The following is a 15196-nucleotide window of genomic DNA, read 5'->3' on the forward strand; positions in this document are numbered from 1 at the left end:
CCATGGCGTCCCGGAGCCAGGCGCAGGACAGTGGATGTATGAGCGCGCACGCTCTCCACGAGGGCAGGGACAAGGACCTGGACGACCTCGCCGCCACGGCGCGGGCCGAACTCGTGCGGCTGATCGAGGCGAGCGGGGCCTGGGACCGCGACCCGGTCTGGCGGGAGGCGTTCGAGACGGTGCCCAGGCATCTGTTCGTGCCGTACTACTACGCCGGTGCCGTGACCGGGCAGCAGCGGCTGTGGGGCGAGAGCCCGGACCCGCGCACACGTGAGCGCTGGGTGCGCGGCGCCTACGCGGACTCGCCGCTCGCGACCCGGATGCGCGACGGCGAACTGCTCTCCTCCAGCAGCCAGCCCTCGCTCATGGCGGTGATGCTCACCGAGCTGCGGGTCGAGGACGGGCACCACGTCCTGGAGATCGGCGCCGGCACGGGGTACAACGCGGCGCTGCTCGCGCACCGCCTCGGCGACGCGCTCGTCACGACGGTCGATCTGGATCCGGAGATCACCGAGTCGGCGCGACGGCATCTGGCCGCCGCCGGGTACCACCCGGTCGTCGTCACCGGCGACGGCGCCCGTGGGGTGCCCGAGCGGGCCCCCTTCGACCGGATCATCGCGACCTGCACGCTCACCTCGGTCCCGCGCGCCTGGCTCGCCCAGTGCCGCCCCGGTGCCCGCATCCTGACCCCGTTCGCCACCGGCCTGGCCGCCCTCACGGTCCACGACGCCGAGCACGCGGAGGGCCGCTTCCTGCACACGTCGGCCTACTTCGTGCCGCTGCGGGGTGAAACCCGGCCGGAGCCCGACTTCCCGCACCTGGGCGCGCTCCCGCGCCGGACACGCGAGCACGAGCTGTTCCGGTTCCTGCTGGCGCTCACCCGGGGCAGCCTGGACCCGCAGGAGGCGTACGCGCTGTGGGAGCGCGAGGACAGGCCGGTGCGGGAGCGGTACGGGATCACCGTCAGCGGCGACCGGGAGTGGGCCTGGCTCGACGAACCCACAGGTCCGTACGCCTGGCCCCTCCCCGGCTGACAGCCGCTAGGCCCTAACCCCGGCGGATCGTGATCGTCGTCCACGCGCCCACGTGCACCCGGTCGCCGTCCTGTAGCGGTACGGGGACGAAGGGCTGGATGGGCTCCTCGGAGCCGTTGACCGTCGTACCGTTCGTCGAGTTCTGGTCGACGATCGCCCAGCTGCCGTCGGGCTGCTGGACCAGTACGGCGTGCTGGTGCGAGACGCCCGGGTCCTCCGGCGGCACCGCGAGGTCGATGTCCGGGGACTCGCCCGTGGAGTGGCGGCGGCGGCCGATCGTGATCTGGTTGCCGGTGAGCGCGCGCTGCTGCTCAGGCGAGTACGCGGGCAGGTTGAGGCCCGCGGCCTCGGGGCCCGAGCGCTGCATCATCGCCATGAAGTACTCGCGGTCCGGGCCGATCGTGGCACTCCAGGACAGCGGCTGCTGCTGGCCGTAGCCGCCGCCGGGTCCGGGCGGGGCCTGGGTCGAGCCGGGCTGCGGATAGCCGTAGCCACCGCCCTGCTGCGGGGGCGGGGGTCCGCTCGGGCCGCCGGACGGCGGGGGGAGCTCCCAGTCGTCGCCACCGCCGTAGCCGCCACCGCGTCGGCCCGTCTCCTGCGGGAACGCGGGCGGGGAGGGCGGACCGGACGGCTGGAACGCCTGCGGAGCCCCTCCGGGCCCTCCGGGGCCGCCACCGGGCGGCGGGTAGCCCTGCTGCCCGCCGGATGTGGGAGGCGGGTATCCCTGCGATCCACCGAAGCCCTGCGGGCCGCCGGGCGAGGTGCCACCGGGACCGCCACCGGGCGCGCCGGGTGTGGGACCCGGCGGCGGGGGGACCGGGCGGGACGGGTCGCCGCCGAAGGGCGGGATCGGCTCCGCGGGGCGGTTCATCTGCGACGGGCGCGAGCTCTGGTAGTCGTACCCGTCACCGCTGCCGCCGTAGGACGGTCCGGGCGGCGGGGGCTGGTACCGCTGGCCGGGGCCCGCGCCACCGGGGCCGCCGCCGAAGCCCTGGCCGGGACCCGGCGCCGGCGGGCGCGGGGCGGCCGGGGTGTACGAGGTCGCCGTGTTCGTCAGGAAGTTCCACCGGCACTCCTCGCAGAACGGAGCGCCCCCCTCACGCGGGGTACGGCACTGCGGGCACAGCTCCTGCTCGGCGTCCGGTACGGCGGACAGGTGCGAGCGGCTGCCGGGCGCACCGGTGGCGGAGCCCGGCGGCGGATAGCCGTAACCGGGCGCCGGGGGTGGCGGCGGGGGCGGGGGCACGGCACCGGCCATGCGGTGACCGCAGACCTCGCACCAGTCGTCGGAACCCGACTGGTGTCCGTTCGGGCAGGTCGGCATGTCGGCGCTTCCCCCTCTCCTCTTCGCTACGTTTTGGTCGGTTACTTCTTTACACGAACAGTCTTTGTGGACCGTGTTTCGAGTGTCATCTCGTCGGCCTCTTCGACCTTCGCCTTCAGTCGCACAGTACCTGCCGCGGCGTCGACCACGTCCACCACCTTCGCAAGCAGTTTCGCAGTATCCGCGTTTCCGGAGGCGCTGGCGAGCTGAACGGCCCGTCCCAGCTTGGCCGTTGCGCCGTCGACATCACCCGCTTTGCGGGCATCAAGACCCTGCTGGATGACTTGTGCCAGTTCCGCCTGACCTGTGTAGTGCGCGACCTGGGGGTTGATCGACGTCGAGGCCACCATGTCGTCGGTCCACACGGCCCGTACGAGGCCCTGCGCGCCGAGGTTCTGGGCGCTGCCGTCCGGCTGCGGGATCACCAGGGAGACCCGGGCGGCCAGCATCTCCTGGCCGAGGTTCGCGGAGGGCACCTCGACGCACACGTGGTAGTCGCGGGACTCGTCGCCCCAGGAGCCGGTGGGGTAGTCACCGGCGCGCGGGCCGGCCTCGGTGCGGCGGTCGGTCAGCTCCTCGACGGTGGGCGCGACCTGCTTGACGAACTTGATCTCCGTGCCGACCGGGGTCCACAGCCGCAGGGCGACGTCCGCGACCTCTTTGCCCATGGCCGTCTCCATCATCTGCGTGAAGTCGGCGGCGAGGCCGGCCGGGTCGGCGACGATGTCGGCGGTGCCGAGGAGCGCGGAGGCGATCCCGGTGACCTCCTTGACCTCCCAGTCGGTGCCCACGCCCCGCGCGTCGCAGGTGAAGCGGCCGGCGCAGGAGTCCAGGGCGGCCTTCAGGTCCTCCGCCGACTCGTGCTCGTTGCGGCCGTCGGTCAGCACGATGCCGTGCCGGATCGCGACGTCCGCCGAGGAGAGGAGACGGTCGGCGAGGCGCAGCCAGGTGCCGATGGCCGTGCCGCCGCCCGCGCTCAGCCGGCGCAGCGCCTGCTTGGCCTGCTCGCGGGTGGTCGCGTCGGCGACCGCGAGCCGTCCGCTGCCCGGATAGACCTCCTTGGCGAGGTGCGTGCCGCCGATCACCGCGAAGTGCACTCCGTCGCGCACGGCGTCGATCGCGGCGGACGTGGCCTCCCGGGCGCCCCGCATCTTGGTCGGCGGGTAGTCCATGGAGCCGGAGCAGTCGACCATGATGGCCACGGCCGCGTCCGGGCCCTGGCCGGGCGAGTAAAGGTGAGGTGCCGCGACGGCGGTGCCGACCGTCCCGCCGCCGGTGGCGGTGACCGTCACGATCGCGCTGACCTCACGGCCGCCCTCGGGCAGGTACTCGTTCTGGTAGACGTCGACCGAGAACTGCGGCACGTTCGACTTCGAGAAATTGGCCATGCGTGCTTCGCTCCCCCTCGAAAACCCCACACCTGTGGAGCAGTGACTGTATGCGGACCAGTCCCCTCCGGTCCTTCTGAGGACACCCCCGTGTCAGTGCCCTCAGGCCGATCCTGCCCCCGGCAACGGGGCGGGGAACGGCACGACGGCCACTGTTACGTTGTCGTGGCCCCCGCCGTCCAGTGCGTGGCCGACCAGGACCCGGGCGGCGTGCAGCGGGCGCGCGGAGGCGTCCGGCGGGAGAATCTCGGCCAGCTCCTCCGCCGCCTCCGCGTAGTTCCACAGTCCGTCCGTGCACACCACCACTACACCTGGCCGGTCGGGCTTGAAGGAAGCGGTGTGCGGCTCCAGTTCGTACGCGTCCGCGCCGAGCCAGCCCGTGATGGCGTGGGCGCGCTCGTCGGCGTACGCCTCCGCCTCGTTCATCAGGCCCGCGGCGACCATCTGCGCGGCCCACGAGTCGTCCTCGGTGAGGCGGGCGGGGGCGGCGGAGCGGTCCAGCGGGACCCAGTAGGCGCGGCTGTCGCCGACCCAGCCGACGACCAGCAGGGTCGGGGTGACGACGGAGCCCACCAGGGTGCAGGCGGGGGAGTTCTGGTGCGGGGTGTGCTCGCGGGCCCCGGCGGGTTCGTCGGCGAGAGCGTTCACGGCGTGCGAGGCGGCGATGATCGCTTCGTGCATCGCCTGCTGCGGGTGGGTGCCCTGGGGCAGGGCCGCCATCAGCGAGTCGCCGGCCGCCCGGGACGCGGCGAGCGAGGCCTCGTCGGGGCGGGTCGCCGAGGAGACGCCGTCGCAGACGATCGCGACCAGCGCGGGCGCCCGGTCGGGCAGCGTGGTGTGGGAGATCGCGTACGCGTCCTCGTTGCGGTGGTGGCGCAGGCCGCGGTCGGTGACCGCGGCGAGCGGGCCGACCTCGTCCTCCATGTGGTCGCGCTCGCGCGGCTGGGCGTGCCCGCAGTTCTCGCAGTACCCGTCGAGGTCGACACGGCCCGCCCGGCAGGCCACGCACACCTTGGTGCCGGCCGGGGGCGTCGAGGACCCGGCGGGGCGCGGGACGGGCGCCTGGAGCGGGTACTCGTCGGGCTCACCGCCGGCCGCGCGGTCGAACCGGACGCCCGTGGCCGGGGAGACCGGCGAGCCCGTGGGCGGCAGACCGCCGGGCAGCGGCGGGAGCGGGGTCTCGCCCGAGTCCGCGCCCTGTAGATCGGTCGCCAGGTGCACCGGCGCCGGGGTGCCGGAGCTGCTGGTCTCGGGGGCGCGGGGCCAGTCCACGGAAGCGGCCTCCGGAGGCGGGAGCTGAGCGGCGGCGAGCGCGCCGCTCAGGGTGAGGGTGGGGGAGTCACCGGGGCGCGGGGGCACGGCCGACAGGTCGTACCCGCACGCGCCGCAGAACCGGTCGCCGGATTCGAGGGGCTCCTCGCAGCTCGGGCACCGGGACAGGGCCGTCGGCTGGGACGGCTGGGGTGGCTGGGGCATCTGGGACATCAACTACACCCACGTCCGGGGGCGGTAACGGTTGGCTCGTTCCACCAGGTCGATCCTCTCCTCGCCGCCCTGCGCGAGCCGGGCCAGCGTCCGGTACGAGCGCTCAAGGCCGAAGCGCAGGCCACGCTCGTCCAGGTCGCTGCCGAGCAGCACCCGCCCCCCGACGGCCGGAGGGGCGGAAGCCTGGTCCTGGGAGAGTATCCAGTCCAGCGCGCAGCCGAGGACTTCCGTGGACAGCTGCTCCCGCCGGACCGCGTCCAGACCGTAGCCGCCGAGCGCCTCCACCTGCCCGGCGGACGCGATCAGATCGTCCAGGAACGGTGCGTCGGCGTGTGCGGCCGTCCGCTGCCGCAGCCGCGCCCGTACGGCCGCCACGCGGGCCGCCGTGTAGTGGATCGACGCCTCCGGGACCGACTCCAGCGTCTTCACGGCGCTACGGCGGTCGCCCGCCGCCAACTGGACGCGGGCCAGGCCGAACGCGGCGCTCACATAGCTCGGGTCGGTTGTCCACACCAGCCGGTAGTACTCGGCGGCGTTGTCCAGCTGCCCGAGCACCTCCGCGCACAGCCCGAGGGCCAGCTTGGGCGGACTCTCGCCCGGGAAGGCGTCGTAGATCGCGTCGAAGGACAGCGCGGCGCCCTCGTGATCGCCCGTCACCAGCGCGGCCACGCCCTGGTACCAGACCACCCGCCAGTCGTCGGGCCGCTCCTCCTCCAGCTCGACCAGCGACGCCAGAGCGGTCGCCGGGTCGCCGTTCTCCAGCTGGGCCCGCACCTGCCGCAGCCGGGTCTCCGTCGACTGCGCCGGGACCACCGCGAGGGCCGCGATCAGCTCACCGGCCGCCGAGGCCATCAGCCCCGCCAGGAAGCCCGCGTTGGGGTCCGTCGGGTCGACCCGGGGCACGGGCAGCGCGAGCGCGGCGGCACCGGCGTCGACGGCCTTCACGAGCCGTGGGGTGCCGGTGAGCGCCCTGGTGGTGCCACCGAGGGCGGGAGCGGCCGACGCCGAGGACTTTCTGCCCGGCGTCACCACGCGTGCCCCCAGCCGCGACACGTCCCCGTCGAGCGCCCCGAACAGCTCCGAGTCCGTGACCTTCAGCTCGGGCCCGAACAGCGTCGACAGCGCGGGCCTGGACCGCCCCGTCTGGAGCGACACCACCTCGCGCAGGACGCCCGTCAGCTGCTCCGCCATCTCCTGCGCGGACGCGAACCGGCGGGCCGGGTCGGGGTCGGTGGCGCGGACCAGGAGCCGGTAGAACGACTCGTACTGGCGGAAGACCTCGATGTGGTCGGGGTCGGGCAGGGAGTCCACGAACACGTTCGTGTAGCCCTGGAAGTCGAACGTCATGACGGCGAGCGTGCGCGCGACCGTGTACAGGTCGGACGCCACCGACGGGCCGACCTCCGCCACCTCGGGCGCCTGGTAGCCGACCGTGCCGTAGATGGCCGACTCGTCGTCGTCCATCCTGCGGACCGCGCCCATGTCGATCAGCTTCAGCTGGTCCTCGGTCTGGATCGCGTTGTCGACCTTGAAGTCGCAGTACAGCAGGTTGCGACTGTGCAGATGCCCGAGCGCTTCGAGCGCCTCGATGCCGTACGCGCACGCCTGTTCCACCGGCAGCGGGTCCCGCTTGCCGGTCGGGGTGCGGCGGTCGTTGGCGATCTCCTTCAGCGACTTGCCGCCGACGTACTCCATGACGATGTAGCCGTCGAGCGAGCCCGTGCGCTGGTCGAGGTGCTCCACGAAGTTGTAGATCCGCACGATGTTGGCGTGCTCGATCTCCGCGAGGAAGCGCCGCTCGGAGATCGCGGCGGCCATCGCGTCCTGGTCGCCGGTGTCCAGCAGGCCCTTGAGGACCACCCACCGGTCGGACACGGCCCGGTCCACGGCGAGATAGACCCAGCCGAGACCGCCGTGCGCCAGACAGCCCACCACCTCGTACTGGCCGCGCACGATGTCACCGGTCTCGAGCTTCGGCACGAACGAATACGGGTGCCCGCACTTCGTGCAGAACCCCTCCGTGCGCCCCGGCCGGCCCTCGCCGCGCGCCCGCCCCACCGGCGCCCCGCAGTCGGAGCGCGAGCAGAACCGCTTGCGTTCGGGAACCTCAGGGTTCTCCAGCACCATCGCGCGCGGGTCGGGCCGCGGCACCCCCGGCACCTCGACCAGACCCACACCGAGCCGCCCACGCCCGGAGGACCCGGCGGTCGACCCCGAGCTGCGCACCGACACCGAACGGCCCGTCGACTTCCCCGACAGGGCCCGCGACAGCCGCCCGGAGACCGAGCGGCGGGACTGCGAGGACCGAGAGGTACGGGAGGAGGCGCGGGAGCTCGACGAGGACGAACTGCCGCGCCCGGAGCCCCGTTTGCCGCTCCCGGTGACCCCGGTGGGCGGTGAACCGACCATGCCGGTGGCCGACACGACCGGTGCGAGTCCGCACGTGTCGCAGTACAGCTCGCCGCCGCCCATGTCCTCGTAACTGCCCTCGCAGTCGGGCCGCTGGCACTTCTGCTGCTCCGCCCCGGTCTCCGTCTCGCTCATCAGTAGTCCCCCCTCCGGTCACTGGGCCCGGCCTGGCCGGGCACCCGCGGGCCGCCGAAGAACTCGGCGGCGGCCTGCTGGTAACGCAGCACGGCCTGCTCCGCGACCCGCAGGTCGCAGGGCGCGCTCCACAGCATGCGGCGCGCCGCGTCGTACCGCTCGATCAGCAGCGGGTCCTCCGCGAGGCCGTGCCTGGCCACCTTCGCCTTGTACGCGTCGAGCCGGCCGCGCAGCTCCGCGCGGACCGCCAGCGGCTGGGTGACCGCCGTCAACGACTCGCGGGCGCGCATCAGTTCGTCCTCCGCCTTCGCCTCCAGCGACTCCAGGAGCGGCGAGAGCCGGTGCCACTGGGCGTGTCTGCGGTACTCGGCGGCCATCGACAGCTGCTCGTGCAGCGCCGTCGGCGGGCCGCTCACCGCGGGCACCTCGGAGGCGGCGATCTTCGCCAGCACCTCCCCGCGCGCGCTGCGCGCCTCGGCGAGTGTGCGGTCCGCGCGGGACAGCAGGTCGCGCAGGTTGACGAGCCGCGCCTCCGCGTCCTGGCGGACCGTCAGCACGGCGTCGATCTCCCGGCGGACGTCCTCCAGGGCGCGCGCCTCACGGTCGTACACCGTGGTGTCCGGACGGCCGCCGCCGGGCGCCGAACTGCCCTGGGCGGGCAGCCAGAACGCCAGCGGGTCGGAGATCACCCGCTCGCGCAGGGCGGTCAGCGTGCGCGTGATGCGTTCCAGGTCGTCGCCCGCCGGGTGCTCGCCGGGGCGTACGCCCACGGAGTGCGCCAGTTGGCGGGTGCGCTGAAGCTCCGCGGCCAGTAAATCTATCCGCGCGGGCAGGGCCGACCAGACGGCGTCGGCGGTGACGACCATGTCCAGTGAACTCGCGTACAGCTCGTTCATCCGCTCCACCAGGGCGGCCAGCGAGTACGCCTGGCTGAGCCGGCCGGTGCCGTGCAGGGTGGGCGCGTTGGCCGTGGCCGTCGCGCTGCCCGCGACCGTGACGCACTCGCCGCGCAGCAGCTCCGTCAGCTCCACCAGGTCCTCGCGGCTGGACCAGCGGCGGCGCGAACGGATCTCACGGGCGGAGCGCAACGCGTCCGAGTACGCGTCGAAGTACGCCCACAGCAGCGTGATCGACGCCTCCGCGGACGTCCAGCGCTCCTGGGTCGTGCCGGTCAGCTCGGCGCCTTCGAGGAGTCTGCGGCCCGCGTGGTCCTGGAGGGCGAGGAGCGAGGTCTCGATCGCCTCGTGCTCCGCGCCGAGCCGCGCCAGCGCACGGTCCACCTCGTCCCGGTCCATCACCGGCCCGGTGGCTCCCGTGACGCCCATCGATCACCTCGACTAGTCGGCTCTGCGGTCAGTTGGTTGGTTGGCGAACCTGGTTGGCGGACCGTCACTTGTAGCGTGGCACCGGCGGCTTCGCCGACTGGGAGTCACTGCCCAGGGTGGGCAGCAGCCATTTGTCGTACGACGTCTGCCAGCCGCCGTCCAGGCGGTACTGCTCCAGTATGCGATTGACCCGTGCCGCCAGGTCGTTCGCACCCTTCTTCACCGCCACGCCGTAGTACTCCTTGGTGAACGTGGCGCCCTTCAGTTCCACCGTCGGGTCCTGGGCCGCCTGGCTCGCGGCGAGCGCGCCGTCGGTCACCACGGCGTCCACCAGGCCGAGTTGGAGCTGTACGAGACAGTCGAGCTGGCTGGGGACGGTCGTCCCGATGTCGGCGGAGGCGACCGCGGCCTTCTTCGCGGCCTTGTCGTCCGTCAGCTTCTCCAGCGCCGTGGAGCCCTTCGCCGAGCAGATCCGCTTGCCGTCGAGGGTCTTGTCGTACCCCTTGATCGTGGAGCTCTTGGGCGCGAGGACCTGCTGGCCGGTGAGGAAGTACGGGGCGGAGAAGGACACGTCCTCCAGTCGTGAACAACTGATCGTCATCGTGCGGACGATCATGTCGACGAGGCCGGCCTTGATCGCCGGGATGCGCTGGTTGGTCGGGATGGCCTTGAACTGGACGGCGTTCTCGTCGCCGAGGATGTCCTTCGCGATCCGGTGGACCAGGTCGATGTCGAAGCCCTCCAGCGACGCCTCCGGGCCGCCGTTCGGATCGCGGTAGCCCCAGCGGTAGCTGTTCTGGTCGACGCCGACGATCAGCTTGCGGTCCTCGCCCTTGCGGGCCTTGATCGCCTCGATCGTCTTCCCGTCCAGGTCGGACGGGGGCGGGCTCTGGTCCTGCGCGTTCACGCAGTCCTCCGCCTTCGCCTGGATGCCCTCGGCGACGCCCTGGCCGCCGGTGCCCGTACTGCCGTCGCCGGACGACTGGGTCAGCGGGAGCAGCAGCGCGAAGGCCACCGCGAGGGCGCAGACGGCCGCCATCGCCCCGACACCGCCCCAGCCCCGCAGTCCGGCCCGCAGCGTCCGGAGACCGGCCCGCAGGACCTGGAGACCGGTGCGCGGACCCCGCAGAAGCCGCTGTGCGTTCATCGTCACGCCCCCTCCCATCGCCCGAACTCCTTTGCCGCCGCACTCCCTTGTACTGCGTCGTACCGCATCTCTACCGCTTCGGACCGCATCAGCGGTACTCCGACAGCCTGCGCCCGATGCCGAGCACCGCGCCCGCCGCCCCCAGCACGGCGAGGGCGCCGGCGCCCACCGGGAGGCCGATCATCGCGTCCCGGCCGTTCCCGGCCGCCTGCCGGAACTCCGTCTGCTCGTGTTCGATCGCCGTCTTCAGCGCCGTGTCGACGTTGTCGAAGCACTCGCCGGTCGGCTTGTCTTCCTTGCCGCCTATGACCTTGGCGAGCGCCTGCTGGAAGTCACCCGACTTGTAGGCGTCCTGCGCCGCGTCGTGGCGCTTCTCCCACTCCTCCATGCCGCCGACGGCCGAGGTGACCGGCTTCTTGCCCGCCGAGTCGTCGGCGAGCCGCTCGGCCTGGGCGAGGCCCTTGCCGAGCGCGCTCATGTCGCCGTTGAAGTCGTTGTCGTAGGCGTCGACGATCGAGCCGTCCTTCAGTTCGGTCGTCTCCGCGCCGCGCGCCACCAGCGTCAGGTTCTCGTTGCCGCGCGCCTTCAGGGAGGCGATCCGGGCGTCGTGCAGGACGTTCAGCGAGCGGATGCCGTGGTCGTAGGAGTCGTTGAGGCCCGAGCGGGCGAAGCTCTGCCCGGCGACCAGCCACAGCAGGACGATCGTCGCGGTGGCCGTCGCCGCCACCAGACCGTGGTTCAGCACCCGGTTGGTCCGCCGGTAGTTGCGCCGCTGGGCCCAGACCAGGGCGCCGAGCACGACGACGCCGAGCCCGATCGCCGCCCATGGGTACGAGGTCGCGTCCGCGTAGTCGGAGCGCAGCCGTTGGTTCTCCCTGGCGTAGAGCTTCTCCGCCTCGGGGAGCATCTCGTCCTGCATCTTCTCGTTGGCCAGGCGCAGATACGAGCCGCCGACCGGGAAGCCCAGCCGGTTGTTGGCGCGGGCCCGCTCGATGTAGCCCGTGTACTCCGACAGCAGCTCGTTGAGCCTGGCGATGGTCGCCGCCGACGGGGAGTCCGGCTCGGAGTTGGTCGCGGCGCTGGACAGCTTCGCGGCGGCGTTGCGGATGTCCCGCTGGTAGCGCTCGCGGGAGTCCGCCGTCTCGTCACCGCCGGCCAGGAAGCCGCTGGAGGCCGCCGTGTTGGCGTCGGCGAGGGAGCTGTAGATGTCCGCGGCGGCGGAGCTGAGGGGCTGGCTGTTGTGCAGCACGTCGTCGGCGGCGGACGAACGGTCCGTCATCTGCCAGGCGGTGACCGCCCCGAACGCCACGACGAGCACGGCGAGCAGGGCGCCGATGATCCGCAGCCGGCCCGGCTCGGTGGTCGCGGCGGCCCGCAGCTGGTCGACGCCCTCGGCGAAGGCGGTGCGGCGCGGTGGCTGGGGGGCGCCGGGGGCCGGACCCGCGCCCGCCTGCGCCGGGACGGCGGGTGGGGGCGTGGCGGCGGACGTGCCGGTCGTGCCCACTGTGCCGGGCGAGTTGGGCGCCGGTGGTGCCGCACTGCTCGTGGATGTCACTGTGACCTCCCCCATGGTCATCCGTCACCGCCAGTATCGCCCCCGGCACCGACAATCCGCACCGGGCTTCACTGGATCTTGATCGGATCGCAGTGCGGCCGCGTTGTGTTGCAGTGCGGAGGCGTTGTGCGGGGGCGCGCTGCCCTGCATTCGGACACACCCGCGCTCCCCGCACCACCCCTCTGCCCATGAATACGCCGCCGGAATCTGTTCGGTTCCCGTACGAAGGGGGTCAGACCTCGTATCGGACCTGGTGTCGGTCCTCTCAGTCCTCGTAGAAGCTCCGTACGCGTGCGTGCACCTCCGCCGGGGCGTTCGTGTGGTCGAGGCCCAGCAGCGCCGCGCCCAGCACCGGCCGTGCCGTCACCACCTGCGCGACCGCCTTGGGCGCCCGTGCGGCCAGCAGTTCGGTGATGCGGTCCGTCAACCGGGCGTGCTGGGCGGCCAGTACACCGCCGCCGAGCAGAACCGGCGTCTCCTCTTCGAGGAGACCGAGGCGGTTCAGCGCGACCGTGGCCATGGCGACCACCTCCTCGGCCAGCCGGTCCACCAGCGCGCACGCCACCGGGTCGCCGTCCGTCGCGGTCGCGAACAGCACCGGCGTCAGCTCGTGCCGCCGGGCGTCGTCGATGCTCCCCAGGTGCAGGGCCTCGATCAGCGCGTACATGGAGGTGAGCCCGAAGTGCGCGGGCAGGGCGGTGAGCAGCGCCGTCGGACCGCCCCGCCCGTCCTCCGCCCGCGCCGCGTGCCACATGGCCTCCTCCGCCAGGCCCCAACCGCCGCCCCAGTCCCCGGAGATGCGCCCCAGGGCGGGGAAGCGGGCGGTGCGGCCGTCCGGGGTCATCCCCACGCAGTTGATGCCGGCGCCGCAGACGACGGCGACCCCGCGCGGCTCGGTGATCCCGGCCCGCAGGATCGCGAAGGTGTCGTTGCGAACGTCGACACTCGCGCCCCACGCGCGCGCGTGCAGCGCGGCGGTGAACTGCCGTTCCTCCACGGGGAAGTCGGCGTTCGCGAGACACGCCGAGACCCGGTCGACGGAGGTGACCCCGGCGGCGGTGAAGGCCTCGTCGACGGCGGTGGCCAGCCCGGAGACTGCCACGTCGAGGCCGTCGGCCGGCGGCCGGAACCCCCCGCCGCGCGCCGTGGCCAGCACCTCCCCGTCGGCGGCGACCACCGCCACGTCGGTCTTGCTGTTGCCGGCGTCGACGGCGAGGACGTGTGCGGTCATGCCCACGCGAGATGCTCCCGGTTGTGCGCGATCAGGGTGTCGGTCAGGGTCTCCGCGTAGTCGTACTGTCCGACCAACGGATGGGCGAGAAGAGCCCGGAAGACCCGGTTCCGCCCGCCGTGCAGAGCGGCTTCCAGGGCCAGTTCCTCATAGGCGGTGACATTGGCGATCAGCCCCGCGTACAGCGGGTCGACCGGCTCGACAGCCAGCGGAGTCGCCCCCTTCGGGCCCACCGCCGCCTGGGTCTCGATCACCGCGTCGTCCGGCAGGAAGGGCAGTGTCCCCTTGTTGTACGTGTTGACCACCTGGTAGGGACTGCCGCCCCCGCCCAGCAGCGACGCGGCGAGGTCCACCGCCGCCTCCGAGTAGAAGGCGCCGCCGCGCTTGGCGAGCAGCTCCGGCTTCTCGTCCAGGGCCGGATCGCCGTACATGCGCAGCAGTTCCGCCTCCATCGCCGCGACCTCGGCCGCCCGGGAGGGCTTGGTGCGTAGTTCCCGTACGACGTTGTCGTGGGCGTAGTAGTAGCGCAGGTAGTAGGACGGGACCGTCTCCAGGCTGTCCAGGACCCGGCGCGGAAGGCGGAGGTCGTCGGCGATGGTGTCGCCGTGTTCCGCGAGGAGCCGGGGGAGGACGTCCTCGCCCTCGGGGCCGCCGAGGCGGACGCCCGTCTCCCAGGTGAGGTGGTTGAGGCCCACGTGCTCCAGGTGGACGTCGGCGGCGGTCACCCCCAGCAGCGCGGCGAACTTGCGCTGGAAGCCGATCGCCACGTTGCACAGGCCGACCGCCTTGTGGCCGGCCTCCAGGAGGGCGCGGGTGACGATGCCCACCGGGTTGGTGAAGTCGATGATCCAGGCGTCCGGGTTGGTGCGCCGGACGCGCTCGGCGATGTCCAGGACCACCGGGACCGTGCGCAGCGCCTTGGCGAGGCCGCCCGCGCCGGTCGTCTCCTGGCCGACGCAGCCGCACTCCAGGGGCCACGTCTCGTCCTGCTGCCGTGCGGCCTGGCCGCCGACGCGCAGCTGGAGCAGCACGGCGTCGGCGCCCTCGACGCCCTTGTCCAGGTCGCTGGTCGTGACGATCCGCCCGGGGTGCCCCTGCTTGGCGAAGATGCGCCGGGCCAGCCCGCCGACCAGCTCCAGCCGGTCGGCGGCCGGGTCGACGAGCACCAGCTCCTCAATGGGCAGGGTGTCCCTGAGCCGGGCGAAACCGTCGATGAGTTCGGGGGTGTAGGTCGAACCGCCGCCGACCACAGTGAGTTTCATGTAGCGATCAACCCTTTACGCCGGTCAGAGTGACGCCTTCGACGAACGCCTTCTGCGCGAAGAAGAACACGAGGATCACGGGGGCCATGACCAGCACGGTGGCCGCCATGGTGAGGTTCCAGTCGGTGTGGTGGGCGCCCTTGAAGGACTCCAGGCCGTAACTCAGCGTCCAGGCACCCGGGTTCTCCGAGGCGTAGATCTGGGGGCCGAAGTAGTCGTTCCAGGCGTTGAAGAACTGGAACAGGGCGACGGCCGCGATACCGGGCTTGGCCATCGGGAGGATGACCTTCAGCAGGGTGCGCAGATCGCCGCAGCCGTCCACCTTCGCGGCGTCCACGTACTCGTTGGGGATGGTCGTCAGGAACTGGCGCAGCAGGAAGATGGAGAACGCGTCGCCGAACGCCAGCGGGATGATCATCGGCCAGAGCGTGCCGGACAGGTCCAGCTGCTTCGCCCAGAACAGGTACATCGGGATGACGACCACCTGGGGCGGCAGCATCATCATCGAGATGACCAGCATGAGCGTCAGATTCCGGCCCCGGAAGCGGAACTTGGCCAGCGCGTACGCCACGGGCACCGAGGAGACGACCACCAGGACAGTGCCCAGTCCGGCGTAGATCAGCGTGTTCTTCCACCAGGTGAGGAAGCCGGGGGTGTCGAAGACCTTCTTGTAGTTGGCCCACTCCCAGGTGTGCGGGATCAGGTCCCGGCTGAGTGCCTGCGAGTCGCTCATCAGCGAGGTCAGGAACACGAACACGAAGGGCAGGGTGAAGAAGAGGGCCGCCGCGATGCCGAGCGAGTGGATCGCGATCCACTCCAGGAGCGCCTTGCGGCGGGCCGTGCGCTCGGCGGGCGAGGCGGCGACCTTCACCTCCACCGGCCGTTCCAGTAGTTGGGTCAT

Annotated in this window: 11 protein-coding genes; 1 reads left to right on the top strand and 10 read right to left on the bottom strand. The window is 72.4% G+C overall.

From position 1 onward, the window contains the following. Nucleotides 1-38: 38 nt before the first annotated feature. Nucleotides 39-1034, top strand: coding sequence for a methyltransferase domain-containing protein (locus tag OG787_RS32810; protein ID WP_405537608.1), 996 nt, complete (start codon nucleotides 39-41; stop codon nucleotides 1032-1034). Nucleotides 1035-1047: 13 nt separating this feature from the next. On the opposite strand, the gene OG787_RS32815 is transcribed toward OG787_RS32810, so the two are convergent. The 10 genes from OG787_RS32815 to OG787_RS32860 all read right to left on the bottom strand — a co-directional run bounded on the left by OG787_RS32815 (nucleotide 1048) and on the right by OG787_RS32860 (nucleotide 15196). Further along, nucleotides 1048-2358, bottom strand: a complete 1311-nt coding sequence (locus OG787_RS32815) for an FHA domain-containing protein (RefSeq protein ID WP_405537610.1) — start codon at nucleotides 2356-2358, stop codon at nucleotides 1048-1050. 41 nt (nucleotides 2359-2399) lie between these two features. Continuing rightward, nucleotides 2400-3746 (bottom strand): VWA domain-containing protein, encoded by a 1347-nt coding sequence (locus OG787_RS32820; RefSeq protein WP_369033292.1) that lies wholly within the window; start codon nucleotides 3744-3746, stop codon nucleotides 2400-2402. A gap of 102 nt (nucleotides 3747-3848) precedes the next feature. Beyond that, the gene (locus tag OG787_RS32825) at nucleotides 3849-5234 is read right to left on the bottom strand and encodes a PP2C family serine/threonine-protein phosphatase (protein WP_405537611.1); all 1386 of its coding nucleotides are present in this window, start codon (nucleotides 5232-5234) and stop codon (nucleotides 3849-3851) included. Beyond that, a complete protein-coding gene (locus tag OG787_RS32830) occupies nucleotides 5235-7775 on the bottom strand; it encodes a tetratricopeptide repeat protein (protein WP_405537613.1) in 2541 nt (846 codons plus the stop codon). Further along, nucleotides 7775-9100, bottom strand: a complete 1326-nt coding sequence (locus tag OG787_RS32835) for a hypothetical protein (RefSeq protein ID WP_369033289.1) — start codon at nucleotides 9098-9100, stop codon at nucleotides 7775-7777. Before OG787_RS32835 ends, OG787_RS32830 begins: the two co-directional genes overlap by 1 nt. Nucleotides 9101-9164: 64 nt before the next feature. After that, nucleotides 9165-10247: a glutamate ABC transporter substrate-binding protein gene (locus OG787_RS32840; RefSeq protein ID WP_369033338.1), complete on the bottom strand. Its 1083-nt coding sequence runs from the start codon at nucleotides 10245-10247 to the stop codon at nucleotides 9165-9167. 88 nt (nucleotides 10248-10335) lie between these two features. Further along, nucleotides 10336-11817, bottom strand: a complete 1482-nt coding sequence (locus tag OG787_RS32845) for a hypothetical protein (protein WP_405537615.1) — start codon at nucleotides 11815-11817, stop codon at nucleotides 10336-10338. Nucleotides 11818-12067: 250 nt separating this feature from the next. Further along, the gene (locus OG787_RS32850; protein ID WP_369033287.1) at nucleotides 12068-13039 is read right to left on the bottom strand and encodes an N-acetylglucosamine kinase; all 972 of its coding nucleotides are present in this window, start codon (nucleotides 13037-13039) and stop codon (nucleotides 12068-12070) included. Next, nucleotides 13030-14295 (bottom strand): 6-phospho-beta-glucosidase, encoded by a 1266-nt coding sequence (locus OG787_RS32855; protein ID WP_405537616.1) that lies wholly within the window; start codon nucleotides 14293-14295, stop codon nucleotides 13030-13032. The genes OG787_RS32850 and OG787_RS32855 overlap by 10 nt, the downstream gene beginning before the upstream one ends. Before the next feature lie 7 nt (nucleotides 14296-14302). Further along, on the bottom strand, nucleotides 14303-15196 hold the full coding sequence (locus OG787_RS32860) for a carbohydrate ABC transporter permease (protein WP_405537618.1): 894 nt from the start codon (nucleotides 15194-15196) through the stop codon (nucleotides 14303-14305).

The sequence above is a fragment of the Streptomyces sp. NBC_00075 genome (assembly GCF_045041225.1).
In the GTDB taxonomy this organism is placed as follows: Bacteria; Actinomycetota; Actinomycetes; order Streptomycetales; family Streptomycetaceae; genus Streptomyces; species Streptomyces adonidis.

Coding starts and splice junctions, on each gene's coding strand:
- OG787_RS32810 (WP_405537608.1), top strand. CDS start 39: ATGAGCGCGCACGCTCTCCACGAGGGCAGGGACAAGGACCTGGACGAC.
- OG787_RS32815 (WP_405537610.1), bottom strand. CDS start 2,358: ATGCCGACCTGCCCGAACGGACACCAGTCGGGTTCCGACGACTGGTGC.
- OG787_RS32820 (WP_369033292.1), bottom strand. CDS start 3,746: ATGGCCAATTTCTCGAAGTCGAACGTGCCGCAGTTCTCGGTCGACGTC.
- OG787_RS32830 (WP_405537613.1), bottom strand. CDS start 7,775: ATGAGCGAGACGGAGACCGGGGCGGAGCAGCAGAAGTGCCAGCGGCCC.
- OG787_RS32835 (WP_369033289.1), bottom strand. CDS start 9,100: ATGGGCGTCACGGGAGCCACCGGGCCGGTGATGGACCGGGACGAGGTG.
- OG787_RS32840 (WP_369033338.1), bottom strand. CDS start 10,247: ATGAACGCACAGCGGCTTCTGCGGGGTCCGCGCACCGGTCTCCAGGTC.
- OG787_RS32845 (WP_405537615.1), bottom strand. CDS start 11,817: ATGGGGGAGGTCACAGTGACATCCACGAGCAGTGCGGCACCACCGGCG.
- OG787_RS32855 (WP_405537616.1), bottom strand. CDS start 14,295: ATGAAACTCACTGTGGTCGGCGGCGGTTCGACCTACACCCCCGAACTC.
- OG787_RS32860 (WP_405537618.1), bottom strand. CDS start 15,196: ATGACCCAACTACTGGAACGGCCGGTGGAGGTGAAGGTCGCCGCCTCG.